This window comes from Blautia difficilis, from assembly GCF_014297245.1.
Lineage (GTDB): Bacteria > Bacillota > Clostridia > Lachnospirales > Lachnospiraceae > Blautia_A > Blautia_A difficilis.
The window spans coordinates 64,594-82,410 of the sequence record NZ_JACOQG010000005.1 but is presented as its reverse complement, the minus strand read 5'-3'; the positions used below and the strand labels follow the sequence as shown (position 1 = coordinate 82,410).

14 protein-coding genes and 1 riboswitch are annotated in these 17,817 nt (G+C 42.8%); all 14 genes read right to left on the bottom strand.

Features of this window, described 5'->3' with window-relative positions:
• Window positions 1-169: 169 nt before the first annotated feature.
• The 14 genes from H8Z82_RS04980 to H8Z82_RS04915 all read right to left on the bottom strand — a co-directional run bounded on the left by H8Z82_RS04980 (window position 170) and on the right by H8Z82_RS04915 (window position 17,624).
• A complete protein-coding gene (locus H8Z82_RS04980) occupies window positions 170-997 on the bottom strand; it encodes a TPM domain-containing protein (RefSeq protein WP_019162027.1) in 828 nt (275 codons plus the stop codon).
• A 14-nt stretch (window positions 998-1,011) separates the two neighbouring features.
• Window positions 1,012-2,100, bottom strand: a complete 1,089-nt coding sequence (locus H8Z82_RS04975) for a hypothetical protein (protein WP_019162028.1) — start codon at window positions 2,098-2,100, stop codon at window positions 1,012-1,014.
• Between the two features lie 65 nt (window positions 2,101-2,165).
• Window positions 2,166-3,461: an SPFH domain-containing protein gene (locus H8Z82_RS04970; protein WP_019162029.1), complete on the bottom strand. Its 1,296-nt coding sequence runs from the start codon at window positions 3,459-3,461 to the stop codon at window positions 2,166-2,168.
• Window positions 3,462-3,709: 248 nt separating this feature from the next.
• Window positions 3,710-4,132 carry a flavodoxin gene (locus H8Z82_RS04965; protein WP_186994461.1) on the bottom strand — a complete coding sequence of 141 codons (423 nt, stop codon included), beginning with the start codon at window positions 4,130-4,132 and terminating at the stop codon, window positions 3,710-3,712.
• Between the two features lie 149 nt (window positions 4,133-4,281).
• Window positions 4,282-4,833 (bottom strand): DUF3793 family protein, encoded by a 552-nt coding sequence (locus H8Z82_RS04960; RefSeq protein ID WP_186994460.1) that lies wholly within the window; start codon window positions 4,831-4,833, stop codon window positions 4,282-4,284.
• Between the two features lie 417 nt (window positions 4,834-5,250).
• Window positions 5,251-8,604, bottom strand: coding sequence for an SbcC/MukB-like Walker B domain-containing protein (locus H8Z82_RS04955; protein ID WP_186994459.1), 3,354 nt, complete (start codon window positions 8,602-8,604; stop codon window positions 5,251-5,253).
• Window positions 8,601-9,764 (bottom strand): exonuclease SbcCD subunit D, encoded by a 1,164-nt coding sequence (locus tag H8Z82_RS04950; protein ID WP_330607856.1) that lies wholly within the window; start codon window positions 9,762-9,764, stop codon window positions 8,601-8,603. Before H8Z82_RS04950 ends, H8Z82_RS04955 begins: the two co-directional genes overlap by 4 nt.
• 41 nt (window positions 9,765-9,805) lie before the next feature.
• Entirely contained in the window at window positions 9,806-10,549 is a 744-nt protein-coding gene (locus tag H8Z82_RS04945) for a DeoR/GlpR family DNA-binding transcription regulator (protein WP_186994458.1), read from the bottom strand.
• Window positions 10,550-10,845: 296 nt separating this feature from the next.
• On the bottom strand, window positions 10,846-11,103 hold the full coding sequence (locus H8Z82_RS04940) for an HPr family phosphocarrier protein (protein WP_019162036.1): 258 nt from the start codon (window positions 11,101-11,103) through the stop codon (window positions 10,846-10,848).
• Window positions 11,104-11,162: 59 nt separating this feature from the next.
• The gene (locus H8Z82_RS17545; protein WP_279289714.1) at window positions 11,163-11,294 is read right to left on the bottom strand and encodes a hypothetical protein; all 132 of its coding nucleotides are present in this window, start codon (window positions 11,292-11,294) and stop codon (window positions 11,163-11,165) included.
• Window positions 11,295-11,379: 85 nt separating this feature from the next.
• Window positions 11,380-12,291, bottom strand: a complete 912-nt coding sequence (gene pfkB, locus H8Z82_RS04930; RefSeq protein WP_117675337.1) for a 1-phosphofructokinase — start codon at window positions 12,289-12,291, stop codon at window positions 11,380-11,382.
• Between the two features lie 320 nt (window positions 12,292-12,611).
• A complete protein-coding gene (locus H8Z82_RS04925) occupies window positions 12,612-14,027 on the bottom strand; it encodes an alanine/glycine:cation symporter family protein (protein WP_186994457.1) in 1,416 nt (471 codons plus the stop codon).
• Window positions 14,028-14,163: 136 nt separating this feature from the next.
• Window positions 14,164-14,295, bottom strand: a riboswitch (glycine riboswitch).
• A gap of 385 nt (window positions 14,296-14,680) precedes the next feature.
• On the bottom strand, window positions 14,681-16,360 hold the full coding sequence (locus H8Z82_RS04920; RefSeq protein ID WP_186994456.1) for an acyl-CoA dehydratase activase: 1,680 nt from the start codon (window positions 16,358-16,360) through the stop codon (window positions 14,681-14,683).
• A complete protein-coding gene (locus H8Z82_RS04915) occupies window positions 16,353-17,624 on the bottom strand; it encodes a 2-hydroxyacyl-CoA dehydratase subunit D (protein ID WP_186994455.1) in 1,272 nt (423 codons plus the stop codon). Before H8Z82_RS04915 ends, H8Z82_RS04920 begins: the two co-directional genes overlap by 8 nt.
• Between the last annotated feature and the right edge of the window lie 193 nt (window positions 17,625-17,817).

Genomic DNA, 17,817 nt, shown 5'->3' with positions numbered 1-17,817 from the left:
GGATCTTGATATTTACCGGCTGTCCTTTCTCATAACAGCCTCCGCAATCTTTCTAAATATAGCATAGAACAAAATAGATTTCAATAAAAAACCCGGCCAAAGGCCAGGTTTTCTGTTTTATCTAATAAATTTCTCTTATATAAGAGTTTGCTCCAACAACATTACCATGTCAGAATGAACCTCCTGAGCCTCCATGAGTCTCCCCCGAAGAACTGGTATGTACGCTGCTGCCGCCGCCGGAATCATCATCCTTGGGCTTTGCAGTCTTGGTCACCTGATGATACAGGAATACGTCATTGCTCCGGGTAATCTGCAGGCTTCCATTTACCATATAATCTGCCGCATCTGGTTTCATACGCACAGTTTTCATCTGTCCCCTCATAATTCCTGTAATAATCAGTGCAATCACCAGGCCGATTCCTATGGAAATAGGAAGTGCCCAGGGTGATAAGGGTTTTTCCGGCAGATTACCCTTATCAAAGGGTTCTCCTGTCTGAGCCTGGACTATAAACTCCTGACACAGATCTGCAAAAGTGGTAAAGCTGTCATAATAGTATCCGTCTGACAGATCAGATTGAAACTGCTCTACCATATATTCCTGCCCAGCATCTGTAAAATCATAAATGGCTTCCCCATGAGTGCTAATCCACCATTTACGCTCAGACATAGTTATGAGAAAAAGAATTCCACTGTTATCTTCTCCCATTCCATAGCCTTCATAATCGAAATAATCATCTGCATAATCCATAGGCTCTGCGCCATTGATGGTTTCTTCTGTAAGTATAACCACATCACAGTCGTACTCCTGGCTGATCTCATCCAGTTTTGATTCCAGTTCCAGAGCCTCATCCTCATCCAAAAGCCCTGCATTATCCACAAGTCTGGCAGGGTGACCGCTCTCAGCCAAAACAGTTACCGGCTGGACTGCTCCTATAGGCAGAAGCCCGGATACGGAGACTGCCGCCGCCAGAAATAAAGGTATTATTTTTTTCTTCATATTCCCAGTCCCCCCTAATGTATCAGTAATGCAACCAGATAGGCAGCAATGGAAAATACAGCTGTCAGTCCCAAAAGCCATCTGGTATAGGCACCATTATCTACTGGCAGATCACCGGTCATTCTCCCGGTCTGACCGTTCATTGCAAAAATATATTTTTTACCTCTCCAGGTAGTATTCAGGATCCAGACAGGATACAGTGCGTATTTTGCATCTCCTCCGGAAATACGAACATTGGTATTCTCCGGGATTACAGAGGCATATCCCTTTACCGTATCTCTCAATACATCCTGAGCACTTTCCTTCATTCTTTCTCTGGCTCTGTCTGTGCTCTGCTGTGCATCTACATCATACTTATCTGCCAGATATCCAGAGAGATAAGCGGTCTGAAATTCCACAGCATCTGCTACCTTGTATGGTTCTATGGATTCCATAAGATCATCCGGCATTCTGGAAGAACCGTCTACAGGCACAGACACAAAGGACATATTTCCGCTTCTGTCTACGGAATAATAACTCGTCTCTGTGTAATCATAATCACTGTCACTCCATACCCTGACCTTGGTTGCCTTGTATCGCGCATCCGCTGCCACATCTGCATCAAAGAGCCAGAACGGAACATAAATGCCTTTAATTTCATCAATATGATTTTCTCTTCGGAAAACCTTTGGAAGGAGTGGTCTTCCCTTGATATGCTTATAATAGGCTTCTTTTGCCGCTTTTTTATCAAGCTTAAAGGGAATAACCATATCCGGCCGCAGAGCACCTCTGAACCTTTCCGTCAGAATTACAGGGTTCCCACAATAAGGACAGCTTGTTGCACCTGTATTCTCATCCGATACGATCTCACCACCGCAGGATTTACAGGTGTAAACATTCATTCCATCTGTTTCCCCCTCCTGCCACTGCTTTCCCGGGTCTGTCTGCCAGTCAGAAATATCATCCTTCTGCTCGGCTTCCTTTGACAACTGTTCATCATACTTTTTCAGAGTTTCCAAATCGAACTCTGTATCACAATAGGGACACTTCATTTTTTGTGAATGACTGTCAAATTCTATGGCCCCGCCACAGGAAGGGCATTTATATTCATTTATATCAGACATAGGCTTCCCCCTTGTTGTTTTTCAAAATTTACTTTCCATCAAAATAATAAATTACATTTTCTGTTTTATGGTCTCGGTCTTCCACATTCAGCACAAAACTTACCTTTATTTACTGTTCCACATTCACAGGTCCATTCTTCCTGTGGTCTTGGTTTTCCACACTCGGCACAGAATTTACCTGTGTTCTGTGTTCCACAGCTGCAGGTCCATACTCCGGCTTGAGGTTTCGGTTTTCCACACTGAGCACAGAACTTACCTGTATTTTCAGCTCCGCACTCACATTTCCATGCTCCTGCCGGAGCCGCCGTACTCTGCTGTGCCGCCTGATTCTGTGCCGCAGACTGTGCTGCCTGCTGTGCCCCCATCTGGTAAAGGCCCTGCATATTGGCTCCACCAGCCTGCTGTGCCATTCCCATTCCCATAAATCCGGTCATTGCTCCTGCTGTATTAGAAGCTGCTGACTTCATAGCGTCTGCCTGAGCTCCGGCCAGTGTAGCTGCTGCCATAGTCGGATCCCTGAGAATTGCATTCTTCTGTGCATCCTTGATCAGCTGCGCATCCTCTTCCGGAAGAGTTACCGGATTCAATGCAATGGACACAATAGCCAGACCTCTGATTTCCTTCCATTTTTGAGTCAACTCCTTGTTCATGGCATCGCAAAGCTCATTCACATGTCCCGGAATAGCACTTGGACGGATTCCCAACTCAGATATCTGGGCAAATGCAGGCTGCAGGGCGCTGACAAACTCTGTTTTTAACTGATCCTGGATCTGATCTCTGTCGTACTGCTGCTCCACATTTCCGCACACATTGGCATAAAACAGAAGAGGATCTACGATTCTGTAGGAATATACACCATTGCAACGTACAGATACATCAATATCCAGACCAATATTTCTGTCTACTACTCTGAATGGAATAGGATTTGCTGTTCCGAATTTGTTTCCGATCAGCTCCTTGGTATTAAAATAGTAAACTCTCTGATCTTTTCCTGTATCTCCACCATATGCAAAACGTTTTTTCATGGTATCAAAAGTATTCAAAATACCTTCACTGAGATTTCCACTGAAAATACTTGGCTCTGAAGAAGTATCATATGTAAATTCTCCCGGCTCAGCACAAACCTCTACAACCTTTCCCTGTTCCACAATGATCATACATTGGCCGTCAGCCACTGCAATACCGGAACCATTGGAAATAATATTATCATTTCCCCGTTTATTAGAGGAACGACCCCCGATTCTTTTCTCACCTTTCACCACAAGTACATCATTATCAATTGCTTCACAATAGAAAAACTCTTTCCACTGATCAGCCATTGTTCCGCCAAATGCACCTGCTGCCGCTTTAATTAATCCCATAGTTTATCTCCTTTCAAAACTTTCATTATCTTGTTTTCATTCTTTTCCCGAATTGTATGAATCTTTATGCATAAATTTATCATATCATATTTTCTCAGTCCTGTCATTCGCAAAAACTCCTGTTTTCTGTCATTTTACAACATATATAGTCAAGCGGATATTCGCAAAAAAACCGCTGTATAAGTTTTCTTTCTTATACAGCGGCATGTCAATTTCTGTTATTAATTCTTTACTTCTTATCTATTCTGTTATAATAATGAAGCACCTAAAGCCTTGCATGCATCTGCAGCTTCATCATCCGGTTCCTCCTGGCAGATCACGCTGTCGCATACAAGATTTGCACCTGCTTCTTTACAGGACTCTTCCCAGTTACGCATCCATTCGCCGTCTCCCCATCCATAAGAGCCAAACAGAGCGATGTTTTTGCCTTTCAGGGCATCTTTGCATCCATCAAACATTGGCTCGAATTCTGTATCTTCAAGAACTTCATCTCCCATTGCAGGGCATCCGAAAGCGATTGCATCATATTCAGCAACTTTAGAACCATCAAAATCCTCACAGGTATGAAGAACAGCCTCGCCGCCTTTTTCCCTGATTCCGTCTGCAACTGCGTTTGCCATTGCTTCTGTGTTTCCTGTGCTACTCCAATATACAACTGCTACTTTACTCATGATTAAAATCCTCCTTAAATTTGCTCTGCCTTTTTCTTTGCCGCAAAGTCATGATTTATATTATAATAAAAAGTCATACGGCTTTTCTATTATACTGATTCTTAAACGAATTCTCCATCCCTGCTATATTACTGTATATAGCTTCTTCCTTACGCTGCCACCGTCAGCTGACGTACACTTCTTCCCTGATTCCAGAGACGTACATACACGCTGGTACATTTCTTAAATCTGGCAAAAGCCTTTATTGCCTCACATTCATTGCAATATACCTTCCAACAACCTACACATTTACAGTTCTGCCCTGCATTCTTGATAAATCCGATCACATCTCCCAGCGGATATCCCAGAAATAATCCGATTTCATGAGGAAAATCTTCTCTCTGGGACAGGCGGCTTCTCAGTCTCTCAAGTGCATATGCAGGATCTGTACTCTCATACCCATACTTCTTTATAAAATTCGCAACGCCAGGTTTCTTCAGATCTCTTTCAAGGCTTGAGAATCGGCAGATATAAATCAGCGCCTTTTTCTCACTCCTGCGAAGTACTGTGAGGGAAACGCCTTTTTCTCTTACACATTCATTAAAGTCTTCTACGCTTTTCCATAATTCTTCCTCAGATTCATATTTATATGTAAAAAGATTTCCGGTTTTAATAGATGCTAATGTAGGTGAACAATGTTCGATCACGAATTTCTCCAACATGTTATGATTCCTTTCTCAATGGCAGAATATTAGTTAGGCAATACTAACTATCTATCAAAAAATAAAGCTTTACGAAACATTTTATTGCTTTTGTTTGCTGCAAAGCTTGAATTACTGCTGTAAAAAGACCTTCAACAGATCGTTCAGCAGTTCAAGTTATTTATGTCTAACTTCATAACTTAATATATACTATCTCTGGTATTCTGTCAAGTTAATTTTATATAACTTTTTTAGTAACTGCCTTTTTTAACCGAATCAAGTAAGTCCCCGGGGTCGGTTGCAAAAAACAATAAGCAATGGGTAGGGACTTGCTTGTATCAGGAGGAGTGACAACTCCTTCTGATACACTGTGAAACAGTTATTCGATGTAGCGCCGCATAGCAAAGCGGATGATTTTATCCGCTTGACCATAAAATCTCAACCTTCTATACAGATCGTACTTCCAACTCCATCTTCTGTCCGTTTCTTTGTTACTATGATCTTCTTATCAATACGTTCTTTCAGCTCTGCTACATGGGAAACAATCCCCACCAGTCTGCTTCCCTGACTGAGATCCTTCAATGCACGGATTGCCTGATCAAGGGCATCTTCATCCAGAGATCCGAAACCTTCATCCACAAACATGGTATCAAGCTGGATTCCACCGGAGCTTGACTGAATTTCATCAGAAAGCCCCAGTGCCAGAGACAGGGATGCCTGAAATGTTTCTCCGCCTGATAAGGTCTTAACACTTCGGACAGTTCCATTGTAATGATCTACTACATCCAGTTCCAGACCGGTTTTCCCTACCCTGCTCTTATTTTCTTTCCTGCGGACTAACTCATACTGACCGCTGCTCATAGTCATCAGGCGGATATTGGCACGCCCAAGAATGCGGTCAAAATACTGCATCTGGATGTAAGTTTCCAACATGATCCTTGCCTTACCTGTGATCGTACCATTGGCAGTGTCTGAGAGAGATTTCATCCACTTCCAGCGGGTTTCCGTTTTCAGAAGTTCTGTCTGCTGTCTGCGGATTTTTTCATACATGTCACTGTTGATTTCCAGGCGGGCATGGATTTCATCACGATTTGCTGAAAGTGATTTCTTTTGCTGTGCAAAGCTTTCTTTCTGAGCATTCAGTTCCTCAGCCGAAATATCTATGGCTTCTTTCAGCTGTTCTGTCAGAGATGTGATTACAGAATTCAACTCTGTCATTTTTTTCTCTAATACTTCTTTCGCTTCTGTTACTGTCTTGTAATGTGTTTCAAGCTTCTTTTGTTCCTCCGTCTTAAGCTGAATCTGAGACAGAATTTCTTCTTTTGTTCTCTCACCCAGCTCTTTTTCCATGTTCACTCTCTGTTTTTGCAACTGCTCATACCTGGATTTCTCTGCTGCTGTCTGCTGCTGATTCTGATGGATCTGGTCTGTAATCGTTGTAAGTTCTGTCTGAGTCTTACCAATCTGCATCTCCAGAAGTTTTCTCTGTTCCAGAAGTGTTGTCAGATCCTTTTGTTTCTGTTCCAGAATATTCTGCTGCTGTTTCAGCCATTCTGCTGCTCTCTTTCCCTGCAGCAAAACCTGTGATACATTACCAATTTTCTTTTGGTGCACTGTTTTACTGCTGCGGTTCTGTGACAGTTCCGGATCCGTTTTCATCCTCTGTCTTGTATTCTCTTCATAGATCCATGTCAGTACAGGCTCCTTCAATTGGTTCTGCAGCTGCTCCTGAATACTCTCCAGCTGACCCTTTCTCTTTTCAAGACTGATCTGTAATTTCTGAAATTCTTTTGCATAATGCTCCGACTGTCTGGTAAACTCTTCCTTTTTCTTCAACAGATCCTGATAAGCTTTTTTCTGTTTTTGGATTTCTTCTAATCCTGTCTGTACGCTGCTTTCCTGATTTTTTATAAATAAGCATAATGCATGATCAGGAAGTTCCTTTCGAAGTATCTCCTGTGTCTCCTCTTCTGACAGAAACTGTGCTGCATAGCTTTTAACCCCTTCTGTCAGTTCTTCCCTGCAGCGCTGCACCAGTCCTGCAGCCTCTCCTGCCTGCACACTTGCGTCAGATGCCGCTTTTTCTGCAGCTTCTGTTAACTTTTTCTGTTTTTTCAGCTGTTCTTCTGTGGGAACTTCCTTGGGAGTCTGCGTAAGCTTTGGATGATGAACAGAACCACATACCGGACACGGCATTCCATCCTGAAGATCTGTTGCCAGTATACCTGCCTGCCCATCCAGATAAGCCTGCTCCATTTTGTTCAGAATTTCTTTTATTTCTGCCCGTTTCTGAGAAGCAGTCAGATAACCCTTCTTTTTGCTCTCTGCTTCCTTTTCCAGATCCTGACACCGTTTCTGCTGATCTTCTATTTTCTGTATCTGCTGCAAACGCATGACCAGACTGTTTTCTTTGATTTCCAGATTCCCACAGGAAACAATTTTCTCTTCCAGATCAGTCAGATCCTTTTTTACCTGTTCCGCAAATTGTTCTTCCTCTCTGGACTGTATTTCCAGTTCACTGATTTTTGTCTGAAGAAACTTCAAATTTCCGCAGTTCTTATAAATTTCTGCATAAAGAGTATCTATCTTTTCTTTCCGGAAATCTGTCTCTGCTTTTTCTTTCTCCGCACTGTCTGTTGTCTGATATTCTTTTTGTTTTTGTTCAAAAACAGCTTTCATTTCTTTCTGACGATTCTGCAGCTCTGTACCGTCCGTTCCCAGTTTCTCTATCTGCTGGAAAGCCATCTCTGTTTCTCTGAGCAGATTTTCCAGCTTTGTATAACGCTCCAGATTCTCTTTTTCTTTCTGTATAGAAAGCATCAGGCCTTGAATCTTCTCCGGCTCCTTTGCCCCATTTTCCGCATCTTTTTGTGCCTGCTCCAACTGCGGAAGCAGTACTTCTTTCTCTTGCAGAAGCTGTTCCTTCCTGGTCTTTGCCTCTGCTTCTTTATGAGCCTTTCCCAAAAGCTGATTTACTTTTTCCAGTTCTGTATCATTCTCTTTGATCTGCTTATTCAAATTTTTCAGCGTCTCTTTATCTGCCTTCAGAAACTGCTCCAGGATTTCCAGACCTTCTTCCAGATTTCCTTCAAAGCCATTCTTCTCCATCAATATCCACTGTTGTCCCAACTGGTCTTCTGTAGAATATCTGACCTGTTCCGTATACTGGCGGATACTTCTCAACAATTCTTTATACGCCTTGTCCAGACCTCCGGCCTCGAATTTTAATTTTTCCTGAATTACCTTGTAAATATCCGTATGGAAAAGCTTTCTGAAAATATTACTGCGTTCCTCTGTATCAGCCAGCAACAATTTTCTGAAATCTCCCTGCGCAATCATGGCAATCTGCGTAAACTGCTTCATATCCAGTCCGATCAGATCAGTAACCGCCTGATTCACTTCCTTCAGCTTTGTCACAGGAGCTCTTCCATCAGAAAAAGTAAGCAATGCTTCCCCTTTCTGGGTGGTCATTCCAGTACCTCTGGTCTTTGGGCGCTCATAATCCGGGCTTCGTTTCACCGTATACACTGCATCTCTATATTCAAAAATATATTCCGCATACGTAGGTGTTTCCGGTTTTGCATACTTGCTTCTGAGCATGGATGCCTCCCGGACTCCTCCACTTGTCTCCCCGTACAACGCAAATGTAATCCCATCAAAGATTGTGGTTTTTCCTGCACCTGTGTCTCCGGTCACCAGAAAAAGTCCCTGTCCTCCAAGCTGTATGAAATCGATCACAGTCTCATCCGCATATGGACCAAATGCAGATAATGTCAGCTTTAATGGTTTCATACGCGCACCTCCTTCAGATTCTGGATCAGTTTCTCCACAAACTCTGTCTGCTCTTCTTTCATAGGTTCATTATTTAACAGTTCATAAAACTCCTCAAATAGTTCCAGCTCTGACTTCTGTTCCTGAGCCTCCACTGCCTGAACTTCCCGATTCTCACGTGTTCGTTTATTATCATATTCCAGACGCATCAGATGGGGATAAACAGTACGCAGCTTCTGGAGCGCCCCCGGCACATCTTCCTCATCCGTCAGAGTAATCTGAAGATAATCCATCTTATTTTCAGCAGTATAATGATCCTTCGCTGTCACATCCATATAAGTTCCCCTCAGCTTACGCATATCCCGTCTGGGAATCAAAGGTACTGTACTGACCGTCACATTTCCTTTCTCCAGAAGCTCCACAATTGTTACTGACTTTTTATGATCTGCTTCCGAAAAAGAATACTTAAGCGGCGTCCCACTGTAACGCAAGGTCTCTCTCCCCATCTTCTGAGGTCTGTGGATGTGTCCCAGTGCCACATAGTCAAAGTCCTTAAATACTTCCGCACTGACATTGTCAAGACCGCCAACCCATGTTTCTTCTGAGTCACTTCTGTCTGCTCCGGTCACAAACTGATGTGCCACCAGCACATTTCTCTGTGTCGTATCGATCTCACACTCCTGCAGAGCAGCCATGACACCCTCTTCATAAGTATTAATGTCATCCCTCTGTAAAGCATGGCGCACTGCCGCAGGTTTCAGAAAGGGCAGAAGATATACAGATATTGGTCCATACTGATCTTTTAACACAATCCTTTTCATCACTCCATCATAAACCTGAGAAATATAAATATCACTGCTTTCAAACAGCTTTGCCCCAAAGGAAAGCCTCTCTGCTGAATCATGATTTCCACTAATCATGTACACCGGGATCTCAGCTTTAGCCAATCCTGTAATAAATTCATCAAACAGCTGCACTGCCTCTGCTGAGGGCACTGTCTTGTCATAAACATCCCCTGCGACCAGAACTCCATCTACTTTCTGTTCCGCAAAGATTTTCATCATCTGATCCAGAATATACCTCTGATCCTCCAGCATGGAAAAATCATGCACCCTTTTCCCAATATGCAGGTCCCCAATATGCCCAAACTTCATCCCACATCTCTCCAATCTAAATATCATTCCTGCCTGCTCTATCTGCCGGCTGCATTCTGATCAATTATTTATTTCACTTCCAGAATATTTTTGCTATCCTGATACTCCTCCGGAATTTCTTCTGTAAGAATTTTACCATCTGTAAACCCGCCGAATGTGACAGAACTTACTTCTCCAAACTTTGACTTATCTGTCAGAATATATACATCTTTGCACTGCTTCATTGCAGTACTCTTGACGATTGCTTCACTGGTATCCGGTGTGGTAAAGCCTTCTCTTCTGGTGATTCCATTTGTTCCGAAAAATCCCTTTGTAAAATGATACATCTGAATCATCTGCATTGCCTGGCTGCCTACAACTGCCTCGGTAGAACTCTTCAGTTCTCCCCCGATCAAATAAACCCGGATTCCCATCTTTGCCAGAGTCTGGGCGTGAGATACTGCATTGGTGACAAAGGCCGCTCTTACACCTGCCAGATATTCCAGCATCAAGCCAGTGGTGGTTCCTGCATCCAGGTAAACGAAATCATCCGGTGTGATCAGACTGGCTGCATATTTTGCGATTTTTTTCTTTTCTTCTTTATTCAATTCTGATTTCTGCGCTACAGTCGGTTCATAGGCAGTTACTTTATGATTTAATGCTACTGCACCGCCGAAAACCTTGGTAAGTTTTCCTGCTTTGTCCAGTGCAGTGATGTCTCTGCGTACTGTGGATTCTGATGCATCCAGAAGTTCTCTCAGTTCTGTTACTGTAACACTCTTTTTTTCTTCCAGAAGCTTCAGAATAATATCAAATCTCTGTTCTGTAAGCATATACTTCTGCCTCCATTATATATTTACTTTGATTATGTACTTCTGATTATTTTCTCCGATATCTACGAATTGCTCCGCTGCTTCGCAGCTCCCCCAATTCTGCAAACATTCGGAATCCGCAGATTTACTTCGTAAATCGCTACTTCCTCATGTTTGGCGGGTCCCAAGTTCAAAAGTCTTATCGTGCAAGCACGAACGACTTTCTGACCTTTTGACCCTGATATCTCATTATAACAGAAACAGGAGATGAATGCATCATCTCCTGTCTGTCAGTTTCTTATATTTAATTCTATGAATTACAGGTTCTCCTGCATGAATTTGCTTACTGCTTCGTATGCTGCTTCTTCATCAGCACCTTCGATCGTGAATGTTACTTCATGGCCTTTCTTAACGCCAAGTCCCATCAGTGCAAGAAGTTTTCTGCAGTCTACTTTTTTACCCTCTTTTTCGATGGAGATCGTTGACTCAAAACCTTTTACCAGTTTTACAAGCTCTCCTGCAGGACGTGCGTGGATTCCTTCATTGTCTGTAACCACATACTTAAATTCTTTCATTTTGATATCCTCCATGTTTTTTATTTTAATTTTTTCATTATTGCTTTTTATTTCGCTGCTTATGCTGCTTTGTTGAATGGTCCGCCCATATCAATAGCCATCATTCCACCAAGCACTATGCTTAAAATTACTTTACTAGAACTTCCCATTCCTGTCAAGGCATTGTTCAGACCTGTATTAATGCCACCCATAATTGGGTTACTGTTCACTCTGTTCCCATTAATACATTTCGTCCATCAGGCAGATCTGTTATTCTCATCTTTTCTTCCCCCTTTATTATTTTCCGGTTATCTGACCATAAACCGCTTCTATTTCTTCCTTTGTTGCAAGATTTTCAGAAAATGCACTTGCACTTCCTGCTGCAATTCCCATGTGGAATGCATGTTCATAATCCTTCTTCTCCATCCAGCCTGCAACAAATCCTGCTACCATGGAATCTCCTGCACCCACACCATTTACCAGTCTGCCTTTTGGTGCAGGTTCCTCAAATACCTGTCCATCCTCTGCTACCAGAACCGCACCTTCGCCAGCCATGGAGATCAGAACATTTCCTGCACCTTTTTCCTGAAGTTTCTTTCCATAAGGAATTACATCTTTTCTTGTTTTTAATTCTACACCGAAGATCTCGCCCAGTTCATGATTGTTTGGCTTTACAAGGAATGGATGATATTTCAGAACATTGACCAGAAGATCCTTTGTTGCATCAACTACGATCATCACACCTTTTCCATCCAGCCTTGCCATGATCTGTTCATACATGTCATCCGGCATAGAAGATGGAATGCTGCCTGCCAGGAAAAGTACATCTCCTTCTCCAAGTTCTTCCAGCTTCTTCATCAGTTCCTCTACTTTATCCTTGCTGATCATCGGTCCTGCACCATTGATCTCGGTTCCGTCAATAGATTTCAGTTTCAGATTGATTCTTGAAACCCCTTCACTAATCTGAATGAACTCAGATTTCACTCCCATCTCATGTAATCTGCGGATAATTTCTTCCCCTACAAACCCTGCGGTAAATCCAAGTGCAGTGTTCTCAATCCCAAGATTCATAAGGACTGTGGAAACATTAATTCCCTTTCCCCCCGGAAGCATCAGTTCTGAACTTGTTCTGTTTGTCAGTCCCAGTTTAAAATCATCTACTGAAACGATGTAGTCCAGAGATGGATTAAAAGTTACTGTGTAAATCATCTCTTCTTTCCCTCCCGTTTTATATTGATATACTTTCGAACTCTTTATTGCACTTGCCCAAAAAGATTCCAAGAGTACATATTGTCATGTCTTTTCTGCGTGTTTGTGACTGTTTTTTGTTTACAGTCTTAGTATAATGTCATATTCGTTCAAAATCAATCAAACTAATTCATAAAAATAATGACTGATTTTGGTTAACTTTGCACAAAATAAAGTCATAATCAAGCAAACGCAAGCAAAAAAATCCTCTGATCAGGATTGCTATAAATTCCATAATCAGAGGATTTACTGTTTTCTGTTCTTTTATTACTTTTGATTTCTTACATTTTATGCTTTTCTGCTGCAAAAAATGTTTTTGTTTCTTTTACAATCACTCCGCTTAATGCGAACAATGCGATCATATTCGGAATCGCCATCAGTCCGTTGAAGATATCTGCGATCGTCCATACAGCACTTACTGTCATATACGGTCCAATAAACACTGCCAGAATGTAAAGCCAACGGTATGTAAGGATTGTTTTCTTATGTCCGTTTGTCAGATATTCCAGACATCTTTCACTGTAATAATCCCATCCAAGAATCGTAGTAAATGCAAAGAATACCAGACAGATCATTAATACAAATGCTGAAATCTGTCCAGGGATCGGAAGTCCGTGCTGGAATGCATAAGTAGTTACCTGAACACCTTCCAGACCTTCTACCTGCCATGCACCTGTCAGTACGATGGAAAGACCTGTCATTGTACAGATCACGATCGTATCAATAAATGTACCAGTCATACTTACAAGGCCCTGACGTACAGGCTCTTTTGTCTGAGCTGCTGCTGCTGCAATAGGTGCGCTACCAAGACCTGCTTCGTTTGAGAAGATACCACGAGCCACACCTTTCTGCATGGATACGATCATTGTTCCTACCACACCGCCTGTCACTGCTGACGGATTAAAGGCTCCCTTCACAACTGTAACGATTGCTGCCGGAATCTCTGTAATGTTTAAAAGAATCAGCGCAACACTGAAGATCAGATAAATCACCGCCATAAACGGTACAATAATCTGGCTGACTGTTGCAATTCGTTTCAGACCTCCGATGAGGATTGCTGCAACACAGGCTGCAAGAATCAGGGAAGAAATTACAACTGCCCAGGAATACTCTCCAAGGAACGGAATATTTACGCAGTTTGATTTGTTCGGATCAAAGAAGTTCTGAACTGCACTGGAAATACCATTTACCTGGCTGAATGTACCGATTCCGAAAAGACCTACACATACACCAAAGAATGCAAAGATCTTTGCAAGCCATTTCCATTTTGTTCCCATTCCTTTCTCAATATAATAGAAAGGACCGCCAAGGCTGTGACCGTCTTCTGCTACCACACGGTATTTTACTGCAAGAAGACCTTCGGAGAATTTTGTTGCCATTCCGAAGAATGCTGCAAGAATCATCCAGAATAAAGCTCCGGGACCACCGGCGCAGACAGCAGTTGCAACACCGACGATATTGCCGGTTCCGATTGTAGCGCTCAGTGCTGTACATAAAGCTGCGAAGCTGGAAATCTCACCATCGCCTTCTTCTTCGTTTTTAAACATCCATTTTAATGCAAGGGGGAGTCTTCGTATCTGAAGAAGTCCGAGTCTGGCAGTTAACAGGATACCACCTGCCATGATCAGGACCATAAGGGGCACGCCCCAGACCAGATCGTCTACTGTTGTCAAAAAAGAATTGATCGCTTCCCACATAATAATAAATCTCCTTTTTCTTTTAAAAAGTGTAATATATTGTACAGCTGGGAAACAAAGTAATAACAGACCGTTTCAAAAATCAGAAGTTCAGAAAATACTGTTCATATATTTAAAATGAATCAGCAGGGATGATAAAGCATCCTCTGTCCTTTTGCCTGAGAGATTCAAAACACGGATCAGATAACCAGTTGTGGGAAGTTATCCACATTCCATGTTATTTGCACCTTCGGCCCCCGATCTAACGGGTGTCTCCAGAGAAACGATCCATTTGCAGTTTTTCCCTGCATCCAGGGAACCTGAGAGTTTTACTCCTTCGGCGGGTATAGCCTTTTGTGTGGCTTCCTCTTTCCTGCAAACTTCACCTCGTTAATTTGCTGTTACTGTGGTATACTATAGCTCTTAAATTTGAACTCGTCAATAGAAAATTAAACTTTTATAAAAAAAGTATAAAAATTCGTTACTGTTCACACGTCACTATCCCGCGAGGTGTTTTGGCATGAAAATGCCAAAATCCCGAGACATACCGCGCGAATTTATGCGAATAGCATAAATTCTGTGCATCGCGAAGCGTGTTACTGAGAACGGAGTGAACAGTAACAAAAATTCCAGAGATTTCCACCTTGTAAAATCCCTGGATATTTAAATAATTTTTATACATCAGCCATATCAGCCGCAAACAGTGCTGCGCCAAGTGCACCGCATAGCTGTGCCTTGTCACTGATCACCAGCTTTGTTCCAAGCTTCTCTTCCAGTGTCTTTACCAGGCCCTTATTCTTAGAAACACCACCGGTCATCATATATTTCTCCTCACCGCCCACACGTCTGGTAAGAGCTGCGGTTTTTACAGCAACCGCCTTATTCAGACCATGGACAATGTCATCTGTTGCTTTGTTCTGGGCGATCAGGGAAACAACTTCTGATTCTGCAAATACTGTACACATACTGGAAATTGTAATATCTTCTTTGAATTCCAGCCCACATTCGCTCATCTGATCCAGATTCATTTCCATGGTACGTGCCATCATTTCCAGAAATCGTCCGGTTCCTGCCGCACATTTGTCATTCATAACAAAGTTTGCAACTGCACCGTTCTCATCCAGTCGGATCACCTTGCTGTCCTGTCCGCCAATATCAATAACAGTACGGACTTCCGGATTCAGGAAATGCGCACCTCTTGCATGACAGGTGATCTCTGTGATACTCTTATCACCATTTTTAATAGCTGTACGTCCGTATCCGGTAGTAACCAGCGCATCAATATCTTCTCTCTGCAATCCGGCCTCCTTCAATGCTTCTGCCAGGGCACGGTCTGCTCCGATGGCAGCCCCTGCTCCTGTAGGCAGGATAATACTGGTTACAATCTCATGATTTTTATTTAAAATCACCACATCTGTACTGGTAGAACCACTGTCAATCCCTGCGAAATAGCCTTTTCCCATTTTTCTCTCTCCTTTTGTGTCGACCTCTATGGTCTGCTCCAGTGTTTCAGGCTGAATACTCTCTGCAAAAGCTTCCAGCCTGGTAAGAAGCTGACCACTGCTCTGAATAGTATAATCTGATTCAATCTTTAAAAGAGGTACATCTGTATGGTTCTTAATCTCAGCATATTCGAAGCTGTAAAAATCACAGAACTTCACTGTATGATAAATAATTCCTGCAACAGACGGATCATTATAAAGCTTCTTACGGCCTGTGGGGTCCATCATACGCATACATGGAATCTGCCCCAGGATCTCACATGCATACCAGTCCATCAGTTCATCAAAAGAAGCACCCTCCGGTGGAAGTATATTTCCCACAGAGCGGTTATGCACACAGGTATCATTCTCTACGGGAAGGGGCATAGCTTTACTGGTCATTTCAAACAGCTCCTGCCCCATTCTGGCCCCAAGCACTGCAATATGAGGCTTTGTGACTTTCTCCTGTGCATGGAAAGCAGCCCGGAATTTTCCGGCATCAAACTCTGTGCCTTTGTACTGTGCATAAGCCTTGGCCAGCCCTTTTAACTGTACAGCCATACGCTCTCTGCTACAAGTACTGTCACAGTGAAGCACATCCAGGATATAAAGGAAATCCAGTTTACCGCTTTCCAGCAAAATGTCATACACACTTCGGATGGTATCACAGCAGCTCACCAGAACAAGTTCCTTAATTTTTCCCTCCATGACCCCTTCCAGAAGTGTTTTCCCAAAACCACAGATATTGGGATGTGAAACCTGATCAGCCAGGTCAAAGCCATCCGGCATATGGTTAAAGTTCTCACATTCCCCGCCAAGAGATTCCAGAAGCTCAATTGGAGTATATTTACAGACATAATAAGTTTTATTCATTCTCAGCACCTCCCAGCATTTCCAGAAAAGCTCCCAGCCTGGTGGAAGTCTGTCCTTCTCCTCCATGGCTTCGATCACACCCGTCACCGTCCAGGATCAAAAGGGGCAGTCCGGCTTCCTCGAACTTCTTCTTTGCAAGCTGTGCCGCACCAAGGGTGTGTTTGCATCCCCAATGTCCAAACCACACAGCACCGTCTGCTCCTGCCTGTTTCGCATGGCGGATACCGGCTTCAATCCTTCTAAGGGCACTTCCGTTCAGTGAATGATATACCATTCTTTCTGCCATTGCTTCAAAGGGGTTCTCAGGATCAAAGTCCGGCTCACAGGTTTCTGCAAGTTCACATCCCACAATCTGGGCTTTCTCACTGAAGCAAAGCTCCTGGCGCACTGCATCCGACCAGAACGGAATGGTATGCATCCAGTAAATGTGTTTCCCTTTCGCTGCCGGTGCTTTCTTAATATCTTCAAGAAGCATCTGTGTATACTTCTCTTCTTCTGCTGTTCCAAGAAGGATATTGTTGGTCATTCCTGCATATAACGGTGTGACCAGATCAGAGGGCACATATCTGTCTGCACGCATCTGCTGATATTTTTTGTAATTCTCCAGAGTCCGCTTACTGCGGGCAAGACGTTCCTTTAATCTGTCCTCAGAGATTGTTTTTCCTGTATTTTTTTCCAGAAATACTTTTAAATCCTTTAACTGGTCTGCCACATACTGTACATTTTCTTCCGTCTGATTCCATGGTACATCAATGGCAAATACAGGTACCTGGTAGAAATCTGCCAGGGTACGGAATGTAAGCAGGTTGGCATCGCAGGTCAGGTTGGTATAAACAATACATTTGGGCTTTGGCAGAAGTCCTTTCTGCGCTGCACCCAGAAATGTCTTATGATAACTGCACAATGTCTCTGCAATTCCCTGATTCTCCGCCTGCTGTAAAAATGCTCTCTCCGCTTTGCTTGCAGAAAGATAGCAGGAAAATCCCTCTACATTATAGGGATGTAATCCCACCTCCTGCATCATTTCGCAGGGAGTAAAAATACTTACAATAACAGAATCTTCCGGTTTCTGAAGGGGACGCAGCATGGTATCCATCATCAGATTTGCAAGATGCCTGTCTGCAGGCATCAGTCTCTTGTCCTGCATATAACGGAACTTCAGATTCTGTGCTTCCCAGCCGGTTTTTAGCAGCCAGCGGGCTGAGTCTGGCTTTGTGTTAGTCAAATTTTCAACATAATGACCAAATGTCTCAATAATCTGCATAATCTTCTTCCTCATTATGGTGATGATAATTTATCAGTTGTTGGCGCACAAATAGCGCTACGTAATATTTTAGTAATACCTTTTTTTCAAGTCAAGCTGAATTTTCTCCAAAGTTCACCTGTTTTTGTACATTTTTCTTGACAAAAAAGTCTTAAATGATACACTTTTGAATGTATTATTTTTCAAAAAAGGC